Origin of the sequence: Trichodesmium erythraeum IMS101 (genome assembly GCF_000014265.1) — a bacterium.
Lineage (GTDB): Bacteria > Cyanobacteriota > Cyanobacteriia > Cyanobacteriales > Microcoleaceae > Trichodesmium > Trichodesmium erythraeum.
Map to the genome: position 1 here is coordinate 302,080 of NC_008312.1, position 20,228 is coordinate 322,307.

The window sequence follows — 20,228 nt, forward strand, 5'->3', positions numbered from 1 at the left end:
TGGAAACCGTAGTGCTGAAAACTTTATTTAGCTCCGGCAAATATACCCTTGTTAGCCATACTATTTTTTGGTCAGTGATGGAAATCAAGTCAATGAGTATCTATTCCTAAACAAGGCCAGATTGTTAATAATACCAATTATCAAAAATTTTACTATACTTATTTTTTTAATTTTTAAATACTATAGCAATCCCATATTGGTCGCAACAGATATAATAGTAAGAATAACAGATCTAAGAAAAAGACAAAAAATGAATATTATAGATAAACTAAATGATTTTATTAATCAAACAAAAGAGTCTAAAGAAATTAAAAGGGCCTTGGCCGTAAAAATGACCTTGTCAGGAAAATCCTACCATGAAGTCAAAGAATTATTAAATGTTTCTCACAGTTTTATTAGTGAATGGAAAAACCAAGCATTATTTCATGGTGTAGAAAGTTTAAGGCTTCAGTATCAAGGGAGACAAGGTTACTTAAAAACGGTCGAAAAAGAGAAAACAATTGAGTGGTTGAGAGCACAAGATTATCTTAGGTTATCAGATTTAAAAAACTACTTACAGGAGCAATATGATGTGGTTTTTGAGTCTAATCAAAGTTACTATAACTTGTTTAAAGAAGCGGGCATAAGTTGGAAAAAAACTCAAAAAAAGAATCCTGCTAAAAATGATGAATTAGTAGAAGTTAAAAGAAAAGAAATAGAGGAATTTTTAGCTAAATGGCAACCAGAAATAGAAACTGGAAAGCTTACAGTGTTTATGATTGATGAATGTCATCTTCTATGGGGAGACATATTAGGTTATGCTTGGGGAAAAACAGATGAAAGAATAGAAATTGCAATTAAAAATGAAAAAGAAAGACAGACTTATTATGGAGCTTTAGACTATAAAACCAAGGAATTTCTTGTGCAAGAATATGAGAGTGGAAATACTAAAAATACTATTGAATTTATTAAATATTTGCAGAAGCAAAGACCGGGCAACAAATTGGCAATATTTTGGGATGGGGCAACTTACCATAACTCTCAAGAATTTCGAGAATATTTAATGACAATTAATCAATACTTATCAGAAGAAGAATTGTTGATAAATTGTACAAGATTTGCTCCCAATGCTCCGGAGCAAAATCCTGTTGAAGATATTTGGTTACAAACCAAAAATTTCAGTATTACTTTTTATCATCTTTGCAGTTCTTTTAAAGTAGTTAAGTGGCTATTTAAGTTTTTTGCGGATGGTCAAATATTCAATTTCCCAAAACTTTTTCAGTATGAAATTTTGCCGCAACCTACTTAGGATTGCTATATTTATTGATGTAATTTTATTTTTAACTAACTTCTGTTATTTCTCTAGTCCTAGTTGACTACCTTTTAAAAATAGTATTATTTTCTAGAAATAGTATAAAAACTACATGATGAGGGCAAAATGAGAAAACACTCATTGAGGAAACTACTGAGTTTTACTGTCGCGAAAATATGAGGGCAAAATGAGAAAACACTCATTGAGGAAACTACTGAGTTTTACTGTCGCGAAAAATCGTCGCGCTACTCACATATACGGAGATACCAAAGCATTCCATCAGACTTTTAATTCATTATCTCAAATTTAGAAATTTACCTGTTGCTATCTAATTCATCTTTGAATTTCGCCCTCTAAATTGAAATTGCTGACAACGACCAAAAACTAAGCAAAAACCAGCTAGCAGGAAAGGTGGAATCTAGTAGTACGAATGGCGAAACCTTAAACTTATATCTAGTATTAGGTCGCCCTATAAGGATCACAACCCTCATGTACAGTGAGTGAAGGAGAGATCAGAGGCGGAATATTACCCGTCGAGTTTATGAAGAGTATAAATATGTTTGGGTAAGAATCAGAAATACTGAGTCAGGAGGCACTGGAATTATGGAAAAGATAGGAGTAACGGAATTTTAGTGAAAAAATAGTCAAAAAAGGAGTAAAGTATATACATAGTAAGTATTTTATGTTAATTACTACAGCGACGAAAGTACAATTAAAGAGACAACTCCAGTGGCTATACTATACCAACTTGTTTCCATAGATATTATGATCCCTTTAATGATGTTTTTAAGGTCTCGCCGAGTAACAAACTGGTTGAAAGCTATATGTGGAGATGGATTGAATTTCGGGGCATGAGCAAAAATTACTCATCATAAGTCCTGTATGATTTAAGATTATAATATAATTCCAAGGTGTTCAGTAAGTTAGTGAAACCTCTAAATTACTCAACTTTCTTTATTGTTTTTATTAGAAGAACTTGAATCACTGTAAATATAGTAATATAATAGATTAGTAAGAATTAAGCAAAAAAAATGAAATGACTAAAACCGTTATCAGTTAAGCTTTAAGCTTGCTGTCAAGTATTAAAATTCTGAAAACCTAGAGTAGGCTTTTGAGAATTTCAAGTTTTCTATGGCCAAACAATCCTGATTGTATTAGGGTTTTTTGATTCTTACTTATTTACTTAAACCTATGCTATCATATAGGATTTTATTAACTGCAGGGAGCCAACATTATGGATGAAAATTATCTATCTTGGGAAAATAAAGTCAAATCTTTCTTTGACTGTGATGCACTAAATTTTCAGATTACAAATCGTTTCGGAGAGCAGATTAAATACATTAACTTAGATAATGCTGCCACAACAACACCTTTAGCAGGAGTGAAACAATATGTTGACCATATGTTAAATGCTTATGGCAGTGTACACCGGGGAGCTGGCCAAAAATCCCAGATTTCAACTCAGAAGTACGATCAGAGTCGGGATATTATTCGTAAATTTGTAGGGGCTTCTCCAGAGAATTACGTAATTTTTGCTCAAAATACTACAGGAGCAATTAATCAAGCAGCATCACTTTGGGCAAAACGACCAGGAAAAATTCTAGTCTCTGATATTGAACATTCTTCAAATCTATTGCCTTGGCTGACATGCAATAATGTAACTCAATACCGCACTGCTCCAGATGGAACTATTAACCTGGCAGAAATTGAGAAAATTCTCAAGGAAAACAAAGAAAAACCTGCGGAAAAAAGAATTAAATTAGTTACAATTACAGGAGCTTCTACTATTACAGGATATAAACCACCGATTTATGAAATTGCCAAGTTAGCCCACAATTACGGAGCGAAAATTTTCGCTGATCTGTGTCAGCTTATTCAGCATGAGTGTGTTGAAATGCTTCCCGATGCTGACCCATGTCATTTGGACTTTGTAGCCTTCTCTGGACACAAAATGTATGCACCTTATGGTACAGGGGTTTTAATTGGGCCAAAAGAGTTTTTTGATCGTGATTTTCCTTATCAAATAGGTGGTGGAAATTTACCCTATATTACTAAAAAACTAGAAATTAAGAGATTTTATACTGAGCGGGCGCATGACCCTGGAACTCCAAATGCTATGGGAGCAATTGCTATTGCACAAGCTATTGAAGTTCTTGAGAAGATAGGAAGAGAAAAAATTGCTGAGTATGAACATTTTCTGGTGGATTATACATTTCAAAAACTACAAAATATTCCAGGTGTTATACTTTATATATCGGGAAGTTCCCTAGCTCATGTAATTCCTTTCGACTTGGAAGGTTTTGATGGATACTTAGTTGCAGAAATTCTAGCTCAAGAATATGGCATTGGTCTACGTTCAGGGGCTTTCTGCACATACGAATATATCCGAAAATTAAAAAATATTTCCGACCAAAAAGATCAAGAAATAGCTCAAGAAGTTGAAAGGGGAATTACATGCAATATTCCTACTATCATCCGCGCTAGCTTTGCAGTCTATAATACTCTGGCAGACTGCAATAGCTTTGTTGAAGCTATTTCTCAAATTACTGCCAATGGATTTAAGCACTATCTGTCTGACTACGAAAAAAATGAGATAACAGGTGTTTGGAAACTCAAAGAAAATACTCCTATCTCAATTGCTAGAAAACAGATAAATAGAGGCCAAACACTTTTAGGAACATGCATAGAGTAAATTAAAATACATTGTGAGTTATGGGAAAGTTTGATAAGCTAAAAACAACTTTAACCAAATTTATATAAATAATTTGTGCTACTTAGCTCTTGAACTTTTTCTCTTTTAAGGTTTGAAATACTTTTTGAAGTCGGTGTTTTTTTGACTTAACCCTAAGTGATTTTTCAACTATCAAGGATAACTTTACTAAATATGTTTATTCAAAAAATACTCACAAAATCTAAACCTTTTGGTGCTCTATTGTCATAGAGTTGTTTGGTTTTGGAAAAATCAAAGTTATTAAAAGCTTACTATATATAATATATAAGTTTTTGATAACTTTAAGGATAAAAAGCACCTTTCAACCCGGATTTGTTTTGGGTTTTAGCTATTGTTTTGTCTTAATTATAAACAACTTTAATAATGACCTATTGTAGTTATTTTATTAAGGGAAGCGACACAGCAATGTATTATGCTACGCTTACTTTGGCGTTTTCTATACCTATCTACTATTACGGGAGCATGACAACCAAAAATCTAAAATATTAATTAAAAAAAAATTATGAGCCTATCCAAAGATGTGACAAAGTCTATTTCTGAGCTTGATATTCCCTTAGACCGAGATGTGTTTTTACGAACTTTAATTCGAAAACTATCAGGAACATTAGAGAAAATTGTCGGTTTGGAAGAAGCATCAGGTTTTATTAGTATTGTTGGTCAAACTATAGGAGATGAACTTAACTCCGATTACAAAGAAGCACTGAAAGTATCTCAGTTGTCTAGACAAGAAGTGGCTCAAGTGTTAGTTGATTTAAAAAGAAGAATTAAGGGAGAGTTTTACATAATTGAGGAAAATGATGAAAAGATTGTTTTTGGGAACCACAATTGTCCATTTTCTGAACAGGTAATTGGTCGTCCCTCTGTATGTATGATGACCTCCAATGTTTTTGGCTCAATTGTGGCTGATAACTTGGGGTATGGAAAAGTTGAACTGCAACAAACAATTGCAGAGGGTGCTTCTGGCTGTCGGGTAGTGGTTTATTTAGAACTAACAGAAGATGCAGAAGAAGCTGAGGGGAGAGAGTATTTCAAATCCTAATGTAATTTTAAGGTGTTAAAAATGACTCCGGAACAGTTTATCGAATTAGCGAGGGTCTTGCCTGAACCCTCTTTATTCCTTACTCAAAAAGGGGAAATATTGGCCATGAATAAGTTAGCGTCTTCAATCTTTGGCTATCGGAGTAAAGACTTACAAGGGCAACAAATATATGATTTTGTCAAAGAATCTGAAAATATTGTTACTGAATATTTACAAGCTTGTTCCAGGAATCGGAAAATGGTTATAGGTTCTTTAACAATTTGCACCGCTGATGGAGCAAACGTTGTTTGTCGTTCTCGAGGGGCAGTTGTTGAACCAGCTTCTTCTGGGTTACCAGCTAAAATTTTTTTACGTTTAGAAAAAAATAATAATGCCAATAATAACTTTATTATACTCAATCAAAAAATTGAACAATTAAAGTCAGAAATTGGGCATCGTCGCAAAGCCGAACATCAGTTGAAGGACACTTTGAATAAGCTACAAAAAACTCAAATTCAATTGATACACCAAGAAAAACTTTCTGCTTTAGGTCAAATGGCGGCTGGTATTGCCCATGAAATCAATAACCCAGTAAGCTTTATTCATGGAAATATTTTACCCGCTAAAGAATATGCTGAAGATTTGTTAAGATTAATTCGATTATATCAGAAACACTATCCTAACCCAGTACCAGAAATTCAAGAAGAAATTGATGAAATTGATTTAGATTTCCTCGTAGAAGACTTGACAAAATTGCTGAAATCAATGAGTTTTGGAACAACAAGAATCTGTGAAATTGTCAAGTCCATGCGAACCTTTACCCGTTTAGATGAAGCTGAAATTAAACAAGTGAATATTCACGATGGTATAGATAGTACATTAATGATTCTTCAACATCGTTTGAAAGAGATGTCTAATTTACCACAAATTCAAGTTTTGAAAAACTATGAGGAAATACCTCAAATAGAATGCTATTCGGGACAACTTAACCAAGTTTTTATGAATATTTTCAGCAACTCTATTGATGCATTACAAGAATGTTATGAGCAAAAAAGTATTCAAGAGATTAATGAAAATCCACCTCAAATTAGAATTCAAACAGCAGTGTTAAATCATGATTGGGTTACTATCCGAATTGCGGATAATGGCACAGGAATAAATGAAGAAGTCAAGTTAAAACTGTTTGATCCTTTTTTTACCACTAAAGATATTGGCAAAGGAACAGGATTAGGTTTATCAATTAGTTATGGAATTATTGTAGAAAAACATGGTGGCAATATATTCTGTAATTCAGAAGTGGGGAAAGGGACAGAATTTGTTATTCAAATCCCCATCCAACTATCAATGATTCAAGCTGCATAGTACCAATTTACAATTCACATTAAGAGTAGGTACACAAATTTAATTACATATTTTGTCAAGCTGAATTTATTATACTGCATGTTTTACATACATAAAATTAGGTAATGCCTGCAATGAGCGTTTAAATGCTAATGACATCCAAAATATTAAATATTATTACTATGGTTTAACCTTCTGAGGTTACCCTTAAAATCTTTTCCCTAATTGTATAATTATAATGCCTAATTTTATTGTTATGTTTTGGACAAAAAATATCAACTAATAGTTCATCTATGTAGTGCTTATGCAAAATTAATTCCTGATCTTATTAATAGTAATTAATAACTTTTCACTAACAATCACTCTCTAGCAGCAAGCTTCCCATCATAAATCTATATTAGCTGATTCCGGAGTGCTAGTCAGGGAAAAGATAATAGATAAAAAAAAGATGAGATATAAGTATTCATTGGAACGAGAAAGATTGGGGGTATTATATCAAGTCTCATTAATTAGCTATAAGAGATAATAAAAATATTTTAATCACATCAATTGCTCCCAATTCCTAATCTCTTAATTGTTATTCTATTTCCTCAGTTATTACTCAAGTTTTTCCGTTACTAGTTTTGAGGGTTAATAATTGACTTAACTCTCGTATTCAATCTTGACATAACTATAGCAATCCCATATTGGTCGCAACAGATATAATAGTAAGAATAACAGATCTAAGAAAAAGACAAAAAATGAATATTATAGATAAACTAAATGATTTTATTAATCAAACAAAAGAGTCTAAAGAAATTAAAAGGGCCTTGGCCGTAAAAATGACCTTGTCAGGAAAATCCTACCATGAAGTCAAAGAATTATTAAATGTTTCTCACAGTTTTATTAGTGAATGGAAAAACCAAGCATTATTTCATGGTGTAGAAAGTTTAAGGCTTCAGTATCAAGGGAGACAAGGTTACTTAAAAACGGTCGAAAAAGAGAAAACAATTGAGTGGTTGAGAGCACAAGATTATCTTAGGTTATCAGATTTAAAAAACTACTTACAGGAGCAATATGATGTGGTTTTTGAGTCTAATCAAAGTTACTATAACTTGTTTAAAGAAGCGGGCATAAGTTGGAAAAAAACTCAAAAAAAGAATCCTGCTAAAAATGATGAATTAGTAGAAGTTAAAAGAAAAGAAATAGAGGAATTTTTAGCTAAATGGCAACCAGAAATAGAAACTGGAAAGCTTACAGTGTTTATGATTGATGAATGTCATCTTCTATGGGGAGACATATTAGGTTATGCTTGGGGAAAAACAGATGAAAGAATAGAAATTGCAATTAAAAATGAAAAAGAAAGACAGACTTATTATGGAGCTTTAGACTATAAAACCAAGGAATTTCTTGTGCAAGAATATGAGAGTGGAAATACTAAAAATACTATTGAATTTATTAAATATTTGCAGAAGCAAAGACCGGGCAACAAATTGGCAATATTTTGGGATGGGGCAACTTACCATAACTCTCAAGAATTTCGAGAATATTTAATGACAATTAATCAATACTTATCAGAAGAAGAATTGTTGATAAATTGTACAAGATTTGCTCCCAATGCTCCGGAGCAAAATCCTGTTGAAGATATTTGGTTACAAACCAAAAATTTCAGTATTACTTTTTATCATCTTTGCAGTTCTTTTAAAGTAGTTAAGTGGCTATTTAAGTTTTTTGCGGATGGTCAAATATTCAATTTCCCAAAACTTTTTCAGTATGAAATTTTGCCGCAACCTACTTAGGATTGCTATATATAGAAGCATTGATTCTATGTTTTCTGACCAATGAGGTTAAATGAATAATTCTCATAAGCTTGTTTCGTTTTGATCCAATAGATAACTTGTAATATCTTTTGCTTTTAAGGAATCAGAAAAAAACATTTTTTTAAATACATTTGCTCTTCCAAAATATCTATCTAAACAGTCAACATATACAGCAACTTCTATAGCTTCTATTTCCGGTAAGGTATACCAATTGTGGACATCTTCCCTGCAATACAATATTTTCACCATTTACCTTGTACGTCATTTGCTTGCTCAAATGCTGTAACTTCTCTATTTTATCAAGTTTGATATTAAGAAAGATTTTGATAAAGCATAGTTATGTAAGAGCTAATTTCTAAACTTAGCTGAAAGTTTTATATTACCTAGCTCTTAGTAATTTAGGGCTAGATTAGCTATAAGTTATCAATTCTAAGTATAGCAAGGATAAGAACTTTTTAATATTTACTTTATAAATCAACTCTCATAGTAGAAGTGACTATTAAAGTGCATCTGCCTTTTCTCTTTCTAATATTTCTGTATTGAGTCCAGAAATAATCAGTTTAACTTTTCTATAAAAAAAACCCCCACCTATGACGGTGGAGGTCGTATATCAGGGTGCATCTACTTTTTCTCTTTCCCATGTTTCTCTGTTGACTCCGGAAATAATCAATTTAATTTTCTTCTCCTATTTTGATTTTATTGATGTCGATGAACCATTGTTGCATTAGCTTGATCTGTGGGGACTACTAAAAGTTCACTAATATTGACGTGAGGCGATCGCGTCACACAGAAAAGTACTAAATCTGCTATATCATCTCCTGTCAAAGGCATCAAGTTTTTGTAAACATTCTTAGCTTTTTCTGTATCTCCATGAAATCTAACTTCACTAAATTTTGTTTCTACTAAACCTGGTTGAATTTCAGTTACTCGGATGGGAGTTCCTAATAAATCCTGTTTTAAACCCTCAGAAATTGCCCTAACAGCAGCTTTAGAAGCACAATAAACATTACCTTTAGGATATGCTCCACGACCAGCAATAGAACCAATATTAACTACATGACCCCGACCTCGACTGACCATTTCTGGCACTATATAACGAGTAATATAGAGTAATCCTTTAACATTAGTATCAATCATTTCTTCCCAATCCTTGAAATCGCCAATATGGAGTTTATTTAAACCCCTACTTAAACCAGCATTATTAATCAAAATATCAATCTTTTTCCAAGGTTCGGGTAAAGAATTTATGGCTGATTCAACTGCTAGGCGATCGCGTATATCTAAGTTTAATAAATAAACCTTAGTTTGGTATTTCTTAGTTAGTACTTCAGCAAGTTTTTCTAGTTTTTCTTGGCGACGAGCCAGCAAAATTAGTTGAGCTCCTGATTGAGCAAATATCTGGGCACAAGATTCACCAATACCACTACTAGCACCTGTAATTAAAACTATCTTATTTTCAACAGATATCATTTTTACTAGAATAAAATTTTGCTATTTTTTATAATTTTTTCACAACAGTATTATTTCTTTCCTGTTTCTTCTGAAATAACTCGTAGACGATAGGTACTAATAGTAATACCTCCTTTTCGCATTAAAATTGCTGATAACCATTGACTATCTAAATTTTCTGTAACCTCACCAATTTTAAAAATGCCCCCAGAAGATAAAATTTCTAGTTTAAATTTAGCCGGTTCAAAAGTATAAGAATTTTCATTTATAGGTTCTGTCAAAGCAGTTCCTAACATCATTTCTTCCCCCAAAGGCTCTTCAACAACTACATCAAAGTTATACTTTTCACCTATTTCTACCTCTGCCGGTAAATTAACACTAATAGTAGGTGGTGTTTTTCCTGATGTTACCTGACTACGCTCCGTTAAAATTTCTTGTTCAACAATCTTTTCATTTTCATAACGTTGTTTAGAAGTAATAGTAGACTTTAAAGTTAAATTTCTATCTTTCATTTCTTGAATAGCAGTAATATAGGTGATAGTTTCCACCACAATAGTATCACCATCAGTTTCCCAAGATTGAACTTTAGTACGATATTTAACTGATTTATAAAGTTGCCAAAAATTTTTTAACGCTACTTCTAAACTTTCCCGATTTAAACCATCAGAATTAGTAAAATCATTACTATAAAAATTCATGACATCTTTTAAGTCTTGACGACTAGCAGCCTTGTCAATTTTTTCTAATATTTCTGTCAGTTTTTTAGGTGTTCTATAACTACTTTGAGCTAAAGTTAAATTCTGGGAAAAAACTACTCCTGAAAAAACAGTTAAACCCAACAATAATGAACTAGATAATTTTGTTAATAATTGCTGAAATTGCATCAAAAATTTCCTTTGTGGACAAAATGGGATTTGAAAAATAATCATTTTTAACTTATAAAAGTTGTTAGTTCAAAATTTGCAGGTTATTAAAAACAAGTATTGTGGCCATTATTTAAACAAGTGGTCAACAATCAGCATTTAGGAATCAGTAGGACATTTTTTTTGAAGTGAACGAAAGAGATTTAAATCCCCAGCAAACCATCAGGGCTAATAGTTAGTTGCTAGAGGTTTTCATTTATAGCTCTAAAAGCTGGTAGCTAGTTAAACTTTGCCCAATTAATTGCACTACCTTAACTAGCAATAATCGGATATTAGACATTTTTGCAAAACTAAAAGTCAAATAAATTACAATACAGAAATTATGAGTTTATTTCGCTTTTAGCTTTTAACTTCTACCCCAAGGGAATGGGCAAAGGGGAGTTTACTTTTAACTTACTTTGTTGTTATAACAGGGAGGCAGAAACCTTGACCAATAAACCAGTTAAATTACTAATCGCAGCAAGTGGCACTGGCGGACACTTATTTCCAGCGATCGCTATTGCCAATCAATTAAAGGATTATCATATTGAATGGCTAGGAGTTCCTGACCGTCTAGAAACTAAGTTAATCCCATCCCAATACCCTCTCCATACTATATCAGTTGAAGGCTTTCAGCAGAAGTTGGGCATAGAAACCTTAAAGGTTTTAAGTAGACTTATCGGATCTATCCTAAAGGTAAGACATATACTTAAAGAAGGAAAATTTCAAGGATTATTTACTACTGGTGGTTATATTGCAGCTCCGGCAATTATTGCAGCTCGTTATCTAGGCTTACCAGTTATTCTCCACGAATCTAACGTTTTACCAGGAAAGGTAACCCGCTGGTTCAGTCGTTTATGTAATGTTGTAGCAGTAGGATTTGAGGAAGGGACAAAATATCTATCTTTTGAGAAGACTGTATATTTAGGTACTCCTGTAAGAGAAGAATTTTTGTTTCCCCAATCATTAGACTTACCCATTCCAGAAAATGTTCCTGTAATTGTAATTGTTGGGGGTTCTCAAGGAGCAGTAGCAATTAACCAATTAGTAAGAAAGTGTATTCCGGCATGGGTAGAGAATGGAGCTTGGATTATTCATCAAACAGGGGAAAATGATCCTAATGCTTTTAGCCTTAAACATCCACAATATTTTACACTACCATTTTATCATAATATGGCCAGTTTATTTCAGCGAGCTAATTTGGTCATTAGTCGTGCGGGTGCAGGTAGTTTAACAGAATTAGCAGTTACTCATACACCATCAATTTTAATCCCTTATCCTTATGCAGCAGATAATCATCAAGCTTATAATGCTAAGATTTTTTCTAATCAGAATGCTGCCTTAGTTTTTACTGAGGGAGAATTGACTCCAGAAAAACTACAAACTGAAGTTTTAGAATTATTACAATCATCAGAAAAGTTAGAAAAAATGTCTCTAGGGGCAGAAAGTTTAGCTGTCAAGGATAGTCATAAAAAATTAGCAGGTTTAGTTCATGAAATTTTAAGTCATTAAATTATACTCAAAAAGGTAAAAGCTAATCAAGAGATTGGCATTAAGAAGTCAGATAAATAAGTGTAAATCATGAATTTCAACATCAATTGTTTTGGAAATATTTTGATTATCTATCAAGCCAACCTGTATTAGTTTTCTCATAATTCAGTTTAACCAAAACATCATCAAATAGGGCCACAAATCTTGCTGTGTGAATTGGTTTAAAATATTCTTTCCACTGCTGCTTTTTTCCTGACCTTATATGTTTTCTATTTGACACCAAACCTGAAAACAGACTATTATTGTAAGCTATTTTTAATAGACTCGCCATTATCTTCTTATTGAAACCTAGAAACTGAAAAATATTTCTAAATAAATTCATATCAATACCTTGAATTAAATCTTCATACTTTATTTCTATAAACCGTGAATTATTATAGTTCCAATCTTTGATATCTTGAATTATATTTATAGATAAATTCTTCATTTTAAATATTAACTTATCGTCAAAAAATGAATAAGAATTTAGTTTTTATTGATAAGTCAAGCCTCAAAACTATTCTCTTTTAATATGTAACCATTTTTCTGGTGATTTATGATGATAAAAAAGCCAGAAACAATTATATCTATAGGGTCTCTAATAAGATGCAATCCTGTGTAATTATAAAGCTTCTGAAAATCAAAATATGATTGATATTGAAAGAAAATATCAAAGTTACTAGATCGACATATCAAATATTTGTTGCCTCTATTTGCATAAAATTTTCAGTCATAATAGGAAGCAATAGAATTAAATATACTTGACATCCAAACAGCTCCAGTTTTGTGGTGAGTTCCAATCAAAACTCTATTATCTAGAATTTTCCCAAACACTAAACCCTTATGAATAATTCCTAGGGATTTATGAATACAAGATCGAGTTAGCTTTAATAGTGATTTCATTCCTCTCAATTATATTAAAGTTTATGTTAAGATTAACAGATTATAGTAGTAAAAAAAAGATCGTGCTAAAAATTCAGCAAATTTTAGTACATCAGTTTTTCCACATCAATAGTTTATAGTGAAATATTTATTAGTAGTTTTTGAGAGTGACTATGTGGCATAAATATTTGTGGCTAAAGTTAAAAAAAATAGCAAAATTAGAACTACCAAATTATCTTAAAGCAACAAATAATCCCTTAACTTTTCCAAGCAAGAGAGAAACTAAAACCCACCAAAAGCAAATCGCCAAAATATTAATTATTGCTTGTTTAATACCTTTACTATTTTTTATAATACCAGCTTGGGGACAAGCCATTGATAATTATCTAGAAAAAGCTCCAGTAGAATTGAATGGTCAAAAATTATTTGAAGTAGCAGGTAATAAAGAAAAAAATTTGACTGCTATTGAACGAGCGGCAATAATTAGCTCAAAATTAGAAAATATCTTCAGCTCAGATGAATCTATAGAGGTAAATATAGATAAGCAAAACAATCAAGTAATTTTGCTTACTAATAATAACTATTTACTAACTATAACTGCTGCAGATGTTAAAGGAAGAATGAAAACAGAAGAGCAAGCAATCATCTGGAAAGATAAGATTGAAGAAAGTTTTAAAGCAGGCAAAAAAAACTCTCATTCTCCTTACTTATTAAAAGAATTATCCATTAGCATTGTTTTAATTTTAGCAGCTTTAAGTATAGAGCAATTTTGGGGTTTATTAAAGTTTAAAATTAGCAATTTCTGTGAAAAAAAATATCCTCAAATTGTTAGTTATTTACCAAAATTTTTGCCATTAACGATAATTTCTATCCGAGTCATAGTATGGATAAAAATCACCCTATATATCACCTATCTACTACCATTTACTCGTGAGCCTAGTGAGAAACTATTAAGTATTTTATATAATAGTTTTACTTCTCGTATCTTTGACTTAGGCAACAAAGGTCTTTCCATTGTTGATTTGGTATTTTTAACTGGGTTAACTATTGGAATGTGGAAAGGAGTTGGGTACTTTATTGATATTTTTAGAACTAAAATTGTAAGTTTAACAGGAGCAGAGCGAAGTGTTCAAGATACAATCAGTTTCTTAGCTAAATATGGATTAATTTTTTTTGGTATACTAATTATTCTACAACTTTGGGGTGTAGATATTAGTTCTTTGGCAATTATTGCTAGTGTTCTTGGTGTAGGTATTGGTTTTGGTCTACAGAATATTGCTAATAATTTTATGAGTGGTATTATTCTAGTTTTTGAGCGACCAATTCAAGTGGGTGACTTTATTGAAGTAGGAAATTTAGTAGGCATTGTAAAAAAAATAGGTTTGCGTAGCACTTACATTACAACTTTAGACAAAGTTTCTTTAATTGTTCCTAACTCTAGATTTCTAGAAAATGAAGTTTTAAATTGGAGTCATGGTAACCCTATTTCTAGGATAAAAATACCGATAGGTGTTGCTTATGGTTCTAATGTTAAGTTAGTTAAGAAAGCTATATTAGAAGTAGCAAAAAGTCATCCAGAAGTATTATTACATCCCTCCCCACAAATTTGGTTTCAAGAATTTGGTGATAGTTCTCTAAAATTTCAATTGTTGATTTGGACTAGAGAACCACAAAAACAATATCAACTAAAAAGTGAGTTAAATTATCGCATTGAGGCAAGTCTACAAAGATATAAAATTGAAATTCCTTTTCCTCAAAGAGATTTGCATTTAAAATCTCCCAAAATAGAGCAAATGATAGAGATTTGGATGCGGAAAAATTCACCTCCTCAAGAACAAATTTACTATCCGAATAGCCTTAAGTTTAAGTTTGAAAATAATGCTTCTCAGTTAGATATAGATGAGGAGGATGAAGCCAAAGCATTGACTAAAGATTCTCTCAATAATCAAACCAACAAAAATATAAATATAGATACCTTAGTTGAAGAAATGCGTGGTCATAATGGAGTATCAATTAAAGATCGTCAACATAGGTGGGATGTCTACTCAAAATGTTTTGTTGGTTCTGAGGCAGTACAGTGGTTAATGAGAACTCAAAAACTTAACTTAAGTCAAGCAATTTCTATGGGTCAATTATTAATAGACCGTGGCTTAATTCATCATGTTGTAGATAAACATAGTTTTAAAAATCAGTATATTTTCTATCGTTTTTATGAAGATGAAAACTACTAGGGTGAATATGTTTTTAGTAAACTAAAAATTGTCCGTAATTATTAGTCACTTTAATATTTGAATAATTAGTTGTAGGGTTGAAGGGATACTGGAGAAAAATTAAGCTACTATCTAAGATTTGTGAATATCTATATACTTAATTTATAACCTATTAATTGTAAATTGTGGTACACTAATTTTAGTAGATTTTATTAACAAGAATGAACGCTTAATTCCAGACTGCAAAAAATATCTAAGAAGCTAATGTAACTCTATCTTATAAACTACCGAGTTCTATGTATGACTCATCTAAATGGAAAAAGTTCCCATTCCCATCAGGGAACTTCACAATCTTCAAAATATTCTTATGCTAATTGATTGGAGCAATTTTGTTAGAGCTTTGATTTTTACAATTCAGACCGATAAATTATCACGCATAACAAGGAGTTTTAGGATTACTCAGTAGGTAGGCATAAAAATTTATCATTATGTAATATAATAAACTGTAAATTTAATCTCAAATCAACTGTCTAAAGAAGCTTAGAGTTGCTTGACAAAATTTAATATAGTTAAGCTTTTTTGTAGCTACCTACTTGAAAAAAAATTATATAACACAACCCATTTAAGGTGCAGACATAATTTTAATCCCGTTTAACGATCATAATTGTGACAGGATTAAGAGGATTAAATCGAGTTAAATTAGCTACAGGTATAGAACGAGATAACTGCACTTGCAAAAGACGATAACTCCAAGAGCGATCGCTCCTTCTTCTCTCTTCTACCCAACTTATAGCAGTATGCAAATTTTCCAAAGTTGTAAATGCTAAAACTATTACCCCTTCAGGCAACATTCTAATTCCACAAACTCCCAGAATATTTCTGAGTTTACCACTACTACCCCCTATAAAAACTCTGTGGGGAGGACGTAGATGATGCAAAATTTCCGGAGCATTACCATGAAGAGAAACGACATTTTTTAGTTGAAAGCGACGACAATTTTCTTCAATTAAACTTGTTCCTATAGCAGTTTTTTCAATTGCATATACTATAGAACTACTGCAAAGGCGAGCAATTTCCACTGCAACAGAACCGGTACCAGCACCAATATCCCATATTATTTGTCCTGGTTGCAAACTCAACTCAGCTAAAATTAACACCCGGACTTCCCGCTTACTCATCAAGCCTGGATGGTCATCATAACTTAAAAAATAATTATCTGGTATCCCCAAAAGAGGTAAATCAACTAAATCTACAGGTTGATTAGCCATTCTAGCTTTACGCAACAATACCACCAAATTCAATGGTGCAAATGTTTCTTTTTGTATTTCATCTATAGACCATTGTTGGACTCGTTCATCCTCAGCACCAAGATTTTCACATACCCAAAATTGATATGTAGCTGGCAGATGTAAAGATAGTAGCAAATTAGCGATCGCTTGTGGTGTATTGGTCGGGTCTGTGAGTACAGCAACCTTCTCAGCTCCTTGCTGTAATGCTTTAATCAGCTCATCCATAGGACGACCATGAACACTAATTATTTTAGTATCTTGCCAAGGAACTTTGATCCGGCTAAAAGCTAATTGTACCGAACTCAGATGGGGGTAAAACCTTAATTTTTCTGCAGGAAAATGTGCTACTAATAACCTCCCTAAACCAAAAAATAGGGGATCTCCTGAAGCTAAAACCACTATACAACTATTAGGAGTCTCTAAATGCTGTCGTATTTCTAAAATTGCCTCAAGTAGATCTTTAATTACAATACTTTCAGCGTTATTATCAGAAAAATAACTGAGATGGCGATCGCTTCCTACCAACAAAGTCGCTCTTTTAACAATTTCTCGTACTAACTGATTTAGTCCAACTACTCCATCTAAACCTATACCAATAACATTTATAGTCACAATAATTATGTTTTTTCCCTGCTTTTCCCTGAGTTCTGGAGCTAGTTTTTTCACTATAACCAGAATAGAATTTACAACAGTTTAATCGGATATTAAATCTTAACCTCATACAAGAAAACTGATATAAAACCTTACTGGTTATAACATTTCAATGTTTACTTTATGTACCCATCCCCCTCATAGCTATTCCTTTCTCCATTTTCCCATTTTACCCGAATATATAGTATCAACCCAATTTTGTATAATAATTGATCAATGAAATAACCGAATATTGGTAGGGTTACCATTTGACGATACAAAAATTATATTTAACAAATTTTTTATTTATTAATTAACGGCATTACTGAAATATTACTATCAAACCATTATTTGGCCAAATATAAAATGCTTTTCAGTTATATCTTTAAAGATTTTCGGCTGTCGCCGATATGAAAAGCATTATTGATACAGAGCATTATTGCCATTAAAGAAAAATCATAGCCATGCATTAGACCATAATTAATGCCTAGTTAATTATGGTCTGATTTGATCATAAATCTATAACAGGCCAATCAGACTCTCGATAGTATTTAGTCATATTATCAAACTTTCGTAGTTCTGCCCGATGTACCAAAATTTCTGGAGTAGGCTCCAAGAACTTATTATTTAAATTTGAAATAGTTTCCCCCAGACCAGGAATATCTAAATTTGATGGAATTTCCCCAAAATATCCCAAGGTAACATGAGCAGTCAAATGATATTGCTGTTCAATGCCTAGAGCAATGAAATTAGGATTTTGATAAATTGACCGACGTAATTTGAGAACTTGTTCATAAGAAACTTCATCTTTTGGAACTAAACAAACACCAATTGATCTAGTCATGACTATAATTCCGAAAATTTGCCAGTTAACTTTATGGCCATTATCTGAAACAGATAACCCCTGAAAACTTTCTGCAATACAAGAATGTAATTTTTCTTCAAATTTAGAATTATTCTGACTAGCATTTAGAAAGGCACTTTCCCAAATTAAATCCGCCAAGGTAAAATGAAAACTATTGCTAGGAACTGGAACCATTAAACTTGTGCCTAATAGTTCTATTAATTCTTTTTGACACTCTTGTAAACACTTATAAAAATTACTGTTTTGTGAGTCCTCATCCTCTGGTGGAGTAATAACTGAATAGCCGGGAAAGTTTTCAGCCTCAACTTGGCCATCAATGAGTTTTTTAAACTTGGGAGAAGGTTGAATATATTCCAACTGAGATTTGTAACTTTGTGGTAGCGTCATCTGAGCTACTCGGTTAATGTAATTCTGATATGTATCGTCCAATCTTAATTTCCCCTTGTCAAAAATAGCTTTTATGTCAATTTACCTCTACTTTGGCGAGGATGAATATTCAATGATGCAAGCTGTTAATGCTTTACGTCAATCTTTCCTAGATCCTATCTGGACTAGCTTTAATTATGACAAAATTTTGCCAACAACAGACGCACCTCAGATTGCATTAAATCAGGCCATGACACCACCGTTTGGTTCTGGTTATCGTTTTGTATGGCTAGTAGATACTACTATAACTCAGCATTGTTCAGAAAGTTTATTGGAAGATTTGGAAATAACTTTACCTCAGGTTCCCGAAACAACCGTGTTATTATTTACTACCCCTAATAAACCCAATCAAAAACTTAAGTCCACAAAATTGATCCAAAAATGGGCTAAAGTTCGAGATTTCTCTCTTATTCCTCCTTGGAAAACAGAATTACTGGAACAGCAAGTCAAAGAAATAGCTCAGGAAATGGGAGTTAAGCTTACTCCTACTGGAATTACTTTTTTAGCAGAAGCTTTAGGTAACGATCGCCAAAAACTTCATAGTGAGTTGACTAAATTGCAACTTTATATTTCTCAAGATACGGTTTTAGACTTAGAAGTAATTACTACTCTAATAGGGTCTCAAACTCAAAGTAGTTTGAAGTTGGCCGCAGCTATTCGTTCAGGAGAGACGGTTAAAGCTTTAGAGTTAGTAGAAAATTTAATTGCCCATAATGAGCATCCATTAAGAATAGTAGCTACTTTAGTAGGCCAATTTAGAACATGGTTGTGGGTAAAACTAATGATAGAAATAGGAGAAAAAGATGAAAAAGCGATCGCTCAAGCTGCAGAAATAAACAACCCGAAGCGGGTATATTTTTTACGGCAAGAGGTAAAGTCTCTATCATTAAATCAGTTACAGAAAACCTTACCCTTATTGTTAGAGTTGGAAGTAAGTCTCAAGCAAGGAAAAGAAGAAATATCTATTTTAAAAACTAAAATTATCGAACTTTGTCAGCTTTTGAGTTCAAAAAGAAATTTCTAGAAAAGATCGTCAAACTATTAATTAAAATCATTAATTTATAACCGATTACTAATCATGATTCAATTCTATCTTAGAGCTGACTTGTCAATTTAGCTCATAGTAATAAATATTACCTATATTTTATTAGTTTGGGGTTAACTGGATAAAACCTTTGGCAACACTCAAGAGAATATTTATAAACAAAACCATTTGTAGTTTTAAATTTAGGGTGAGGCAGACTTATCACTTCATTATGGGTTTGAATCTCCTAACCCATAAATAGTAAGATTTTTTACTTAAGATTTACTTAGATATTCCCTATCTAAGCATAGCAATAAACTCAGCATCTGAATATTTACTTGATCAATTAGCTTTTAAATAACTGTTCTTATATATTGGTAAAATTAATATTATCCTAATTATAGAATCAAAGTATTTATTAATTTTATTATCTATAGTTAGGAGGAATTTAATATTTTATTCTCGCTTTGTAGTATAACACCTTATTTTACCAGAGGCATGAACAGATAAGAAAGAAATTGTATTTTTTTGCTCTTGTAAAAAAATTATAATTCCTGCTAATATCAGAGTAGATAGATTATCTCAGATCAAATAATGCTCTGACTATATATGATAATCTACACTATAAGTTTAAGTTGTTTTTTTGTTCTTGATCTCCCTAATCCCCTGCTCACAAAGATAGGTTTTGGAAAATAAATAACGTTAGTTCGGGTTAAGGCTACGGGTGTGAATTATGGACAAACTAATTGTACTTACAGCTAACTATAGAATCAGGGATTTAGTTGAGACTAAACTCAGGTTAAAGAATAGAGATAATAGGGTAAAAATTAGTAGATAAGAG

14 protein-coding genes are annotated in these 20,228 nt (G+C 32.2%); 8 read left to right on the forward strand and 6 right to left on the reverse strand.

Features of this window, described 5'->3' with window-relative positions; genetic code table 11:
- The first annotated feature begins 250 nt into the window (after positions 1 to 250).
- From TERY_RS00895 to TERY_RS00915, 5 genes are all read left to right on the forward strand, one after another.
- A complete protein-coding gene (locus tag TERY_RS00895) occupies positions 251 to 1,288 on the forward strand; it encodes an IS630 family transposase (RefSeq protein WP_011610086.1) in 1,038 nt (345 codons plus the stop codon).
- 1,237 nt (positions 1,289 to 2,525) lie between these two features.
- Entirely contained in the window at positions 2,526 to 3,983 is a 1,458-nt protein-coding gene (locus TERY_RS00900; protein WP_011610087.1) for an aminotransferase class V-fold PLP-dependent enzyme, read from the forward strand.
- Positions 3,984 to 4,524: 541 nt separating this feature from the next.
- On the forward strand, positions 4,525 to 5,061 hold the full coding sequence (locus tag TERY_RS00905; RefSeq protein ID WP_011610088.1) for a methanogen output domain 1-containing protein: 537 nt from the start codon (positions 4,525 to 4,527) through the stop codon (positions 5,059 to 5,061).
- Positions 5,062 to 5,082: 21 nt separating this feature from the next.
- Complete coding sequence (locus TERY_RS00910; RefSeq protein WP_011610089.1) at positions 5,083 to 6,402, forward strand: ATP-binding protein; 1,320 nt, start codon at positions 5,083 to 5,085, stop codon at positions 6,400 to 6,402.
- 719 nt (positions 6,403 to 7,121) lie between these two features.
- The gene (locus TERY_RS00915; RefSeq protein ID WP_011610086.1) at positions 7,122 to 8,159 is read left to right on the forward strand and encodes an IS630 family transposase; all 1,038 of its coding nucleotides are present in this window, start codon (positions 7,122 to 7,124) and stop codon (positions 8,157 to 8,159) included.
- Positions 8,160 to 8,222: 63 nt separating this feature from the next.
- On the opposite strand, the gene TERY_RS34300 is transcribed toward TERY_RS00915, so the two are convergent.
- The 3 genes from TERY_RS34300 to TERY_RS00930 form a co-directional block, all read right to left on the reverse strand.
- Positions 8,223 to 8,429, reverse strand: a complete 207-nt coding sequence (locus tag TERY_RS34300; RefSeq protein WP_044136259.1) for a hypothetical protein — start codon at positions 8,427 to 8,429, stop codon at positions 8,223 to 8,225.
- A 447-nt stretch (positions 8,430 to 8,876) separates the two neighbouring features.
- Positions 8,877 to 9,650, reverse strand: a complete 774-nt coding sequence (locus TERY_RS00925) for an SDR family oxidoreductase (RefSeq protein WP_011610090.1) — start codon at positions 9,648 to 9,650, stop codon at positions 8,877 to 8,879.
- Between the two features lie 50 nt (positions 9,651 to 9,700).
- A complete protein-coding gene (locus tag TERY_RS00930) occupies positions 9,701 to 10,513 on the reverse strand; it encodes a hypothetical protein (protein WP_011610091.1) in 813 nt (270 codons plus the stop codon).
- A gap of 405 nt (positions 10,514 to 10,918) precedes the next feature.
- Here TERY_RS00930 and murG point away from each other — a divergent pair, with 405 nt between their 5' ends.
- On the forward strand, positions 10,919 to 12,043 hold the full coding sequence (gene murG, locus TERY_RS00935) for an undecaprenyldiphospho-muramoylpentapeptide beta-N-acetylglucosaminyltransferase (protein WP_011610092.1): 1,125 nt from the start codon (positions 10,919 to 10,921) through the stop codon (positions 12,041 to 12,043).
- 106 nt (positions 12,044 to 12,149) lie between these two features.
- On the opposite strand, the gene TERY_RS00940 is transcribed toward murG, so the two are convergent.
- Positions 12,150 to 12,509, reverse strand: coding sequence for a sulfotransferase domain-containing protein (locus tag TERY_RS00940; RefSeq protein ID WP_011610093.1), 360 nt, complete (start codon positions 12,507 to 12,509; stop codon positions 12,150 to 12,152).
- A gap of 607 nt (positions 12,510 to 13,116) precedes the next feature.
- Between TERY_RS00940 and TERY_RS00945 the strand changes: the two genes are divergently transcribed.
- On the forward strand, positions 13,117 to 15,174 hold the full coding sequence (locus TERY_RS00945) for a mechanosensitive ion channel domain-containing protein (protein WP_011610094.1): 2,058 nt from the start codon (positions 13,117 to 13,119) through the stop codon (positions 15,172 to 15,174).
- A gap of 620 nt (positions 15,175 to 15,794) precedes the next feature.
- Here TERY_RS00945 and TERY_RS00950 read toward each other — a convergent pair.
- Together TERY_RS00950 and TERY_RS00955 are read right to left on the reverse strand one after the other, a co-directional pair.
- On the reverse strand, positions 15,795 to 17,108 hold the full coding sequence (locus TERY_RS00950; RefSeq protein ID WP_011610095.1) for a bifunctional cobalt-precorrin-7 (C(5))-methyltransferase/cobalt-precorrin-6B (C(15))-methyltransferase: 1,314 nt from the start codon (positions 17,106 to 17,108) through the stop codon (positions 15,795 to 15,797).
- Positions 17,109 to 17,583: 475 nt separating this feature from the next.
- Positions 17,584 to 18,324 carry a hypothetical protein gene (locus tag TERY_RS00955; RefSeq protein WP_011610096.1) on the reverse strand — a complete coding sequence of 247 codons (741 nt, stop codon included), beginning with the start codon at positions 18,322 to 18,324 and terminating at the stop codon, positions 17,584 to 17,586.
- Positions 18,325 to 18,397: 73 nt separating this feature from the next.
- Between TERY_RS00955 and holA the strand changes: the two genes are divergently transcribed.
- Positions 18,398 to 19,387 (forward strand): DNA polymerase III subunit delta, encoded by a 990-nt coding sequence (gene holA, locus TERY_RS00960; protein ID WP_044136262.1) that lies wholly within the window; start codon positions 18,398 to 18,400, stop codon positions 19,385 to 19,387.
- Positions 19,388 to 20,228: the final 841 nt, after the last annotated feature.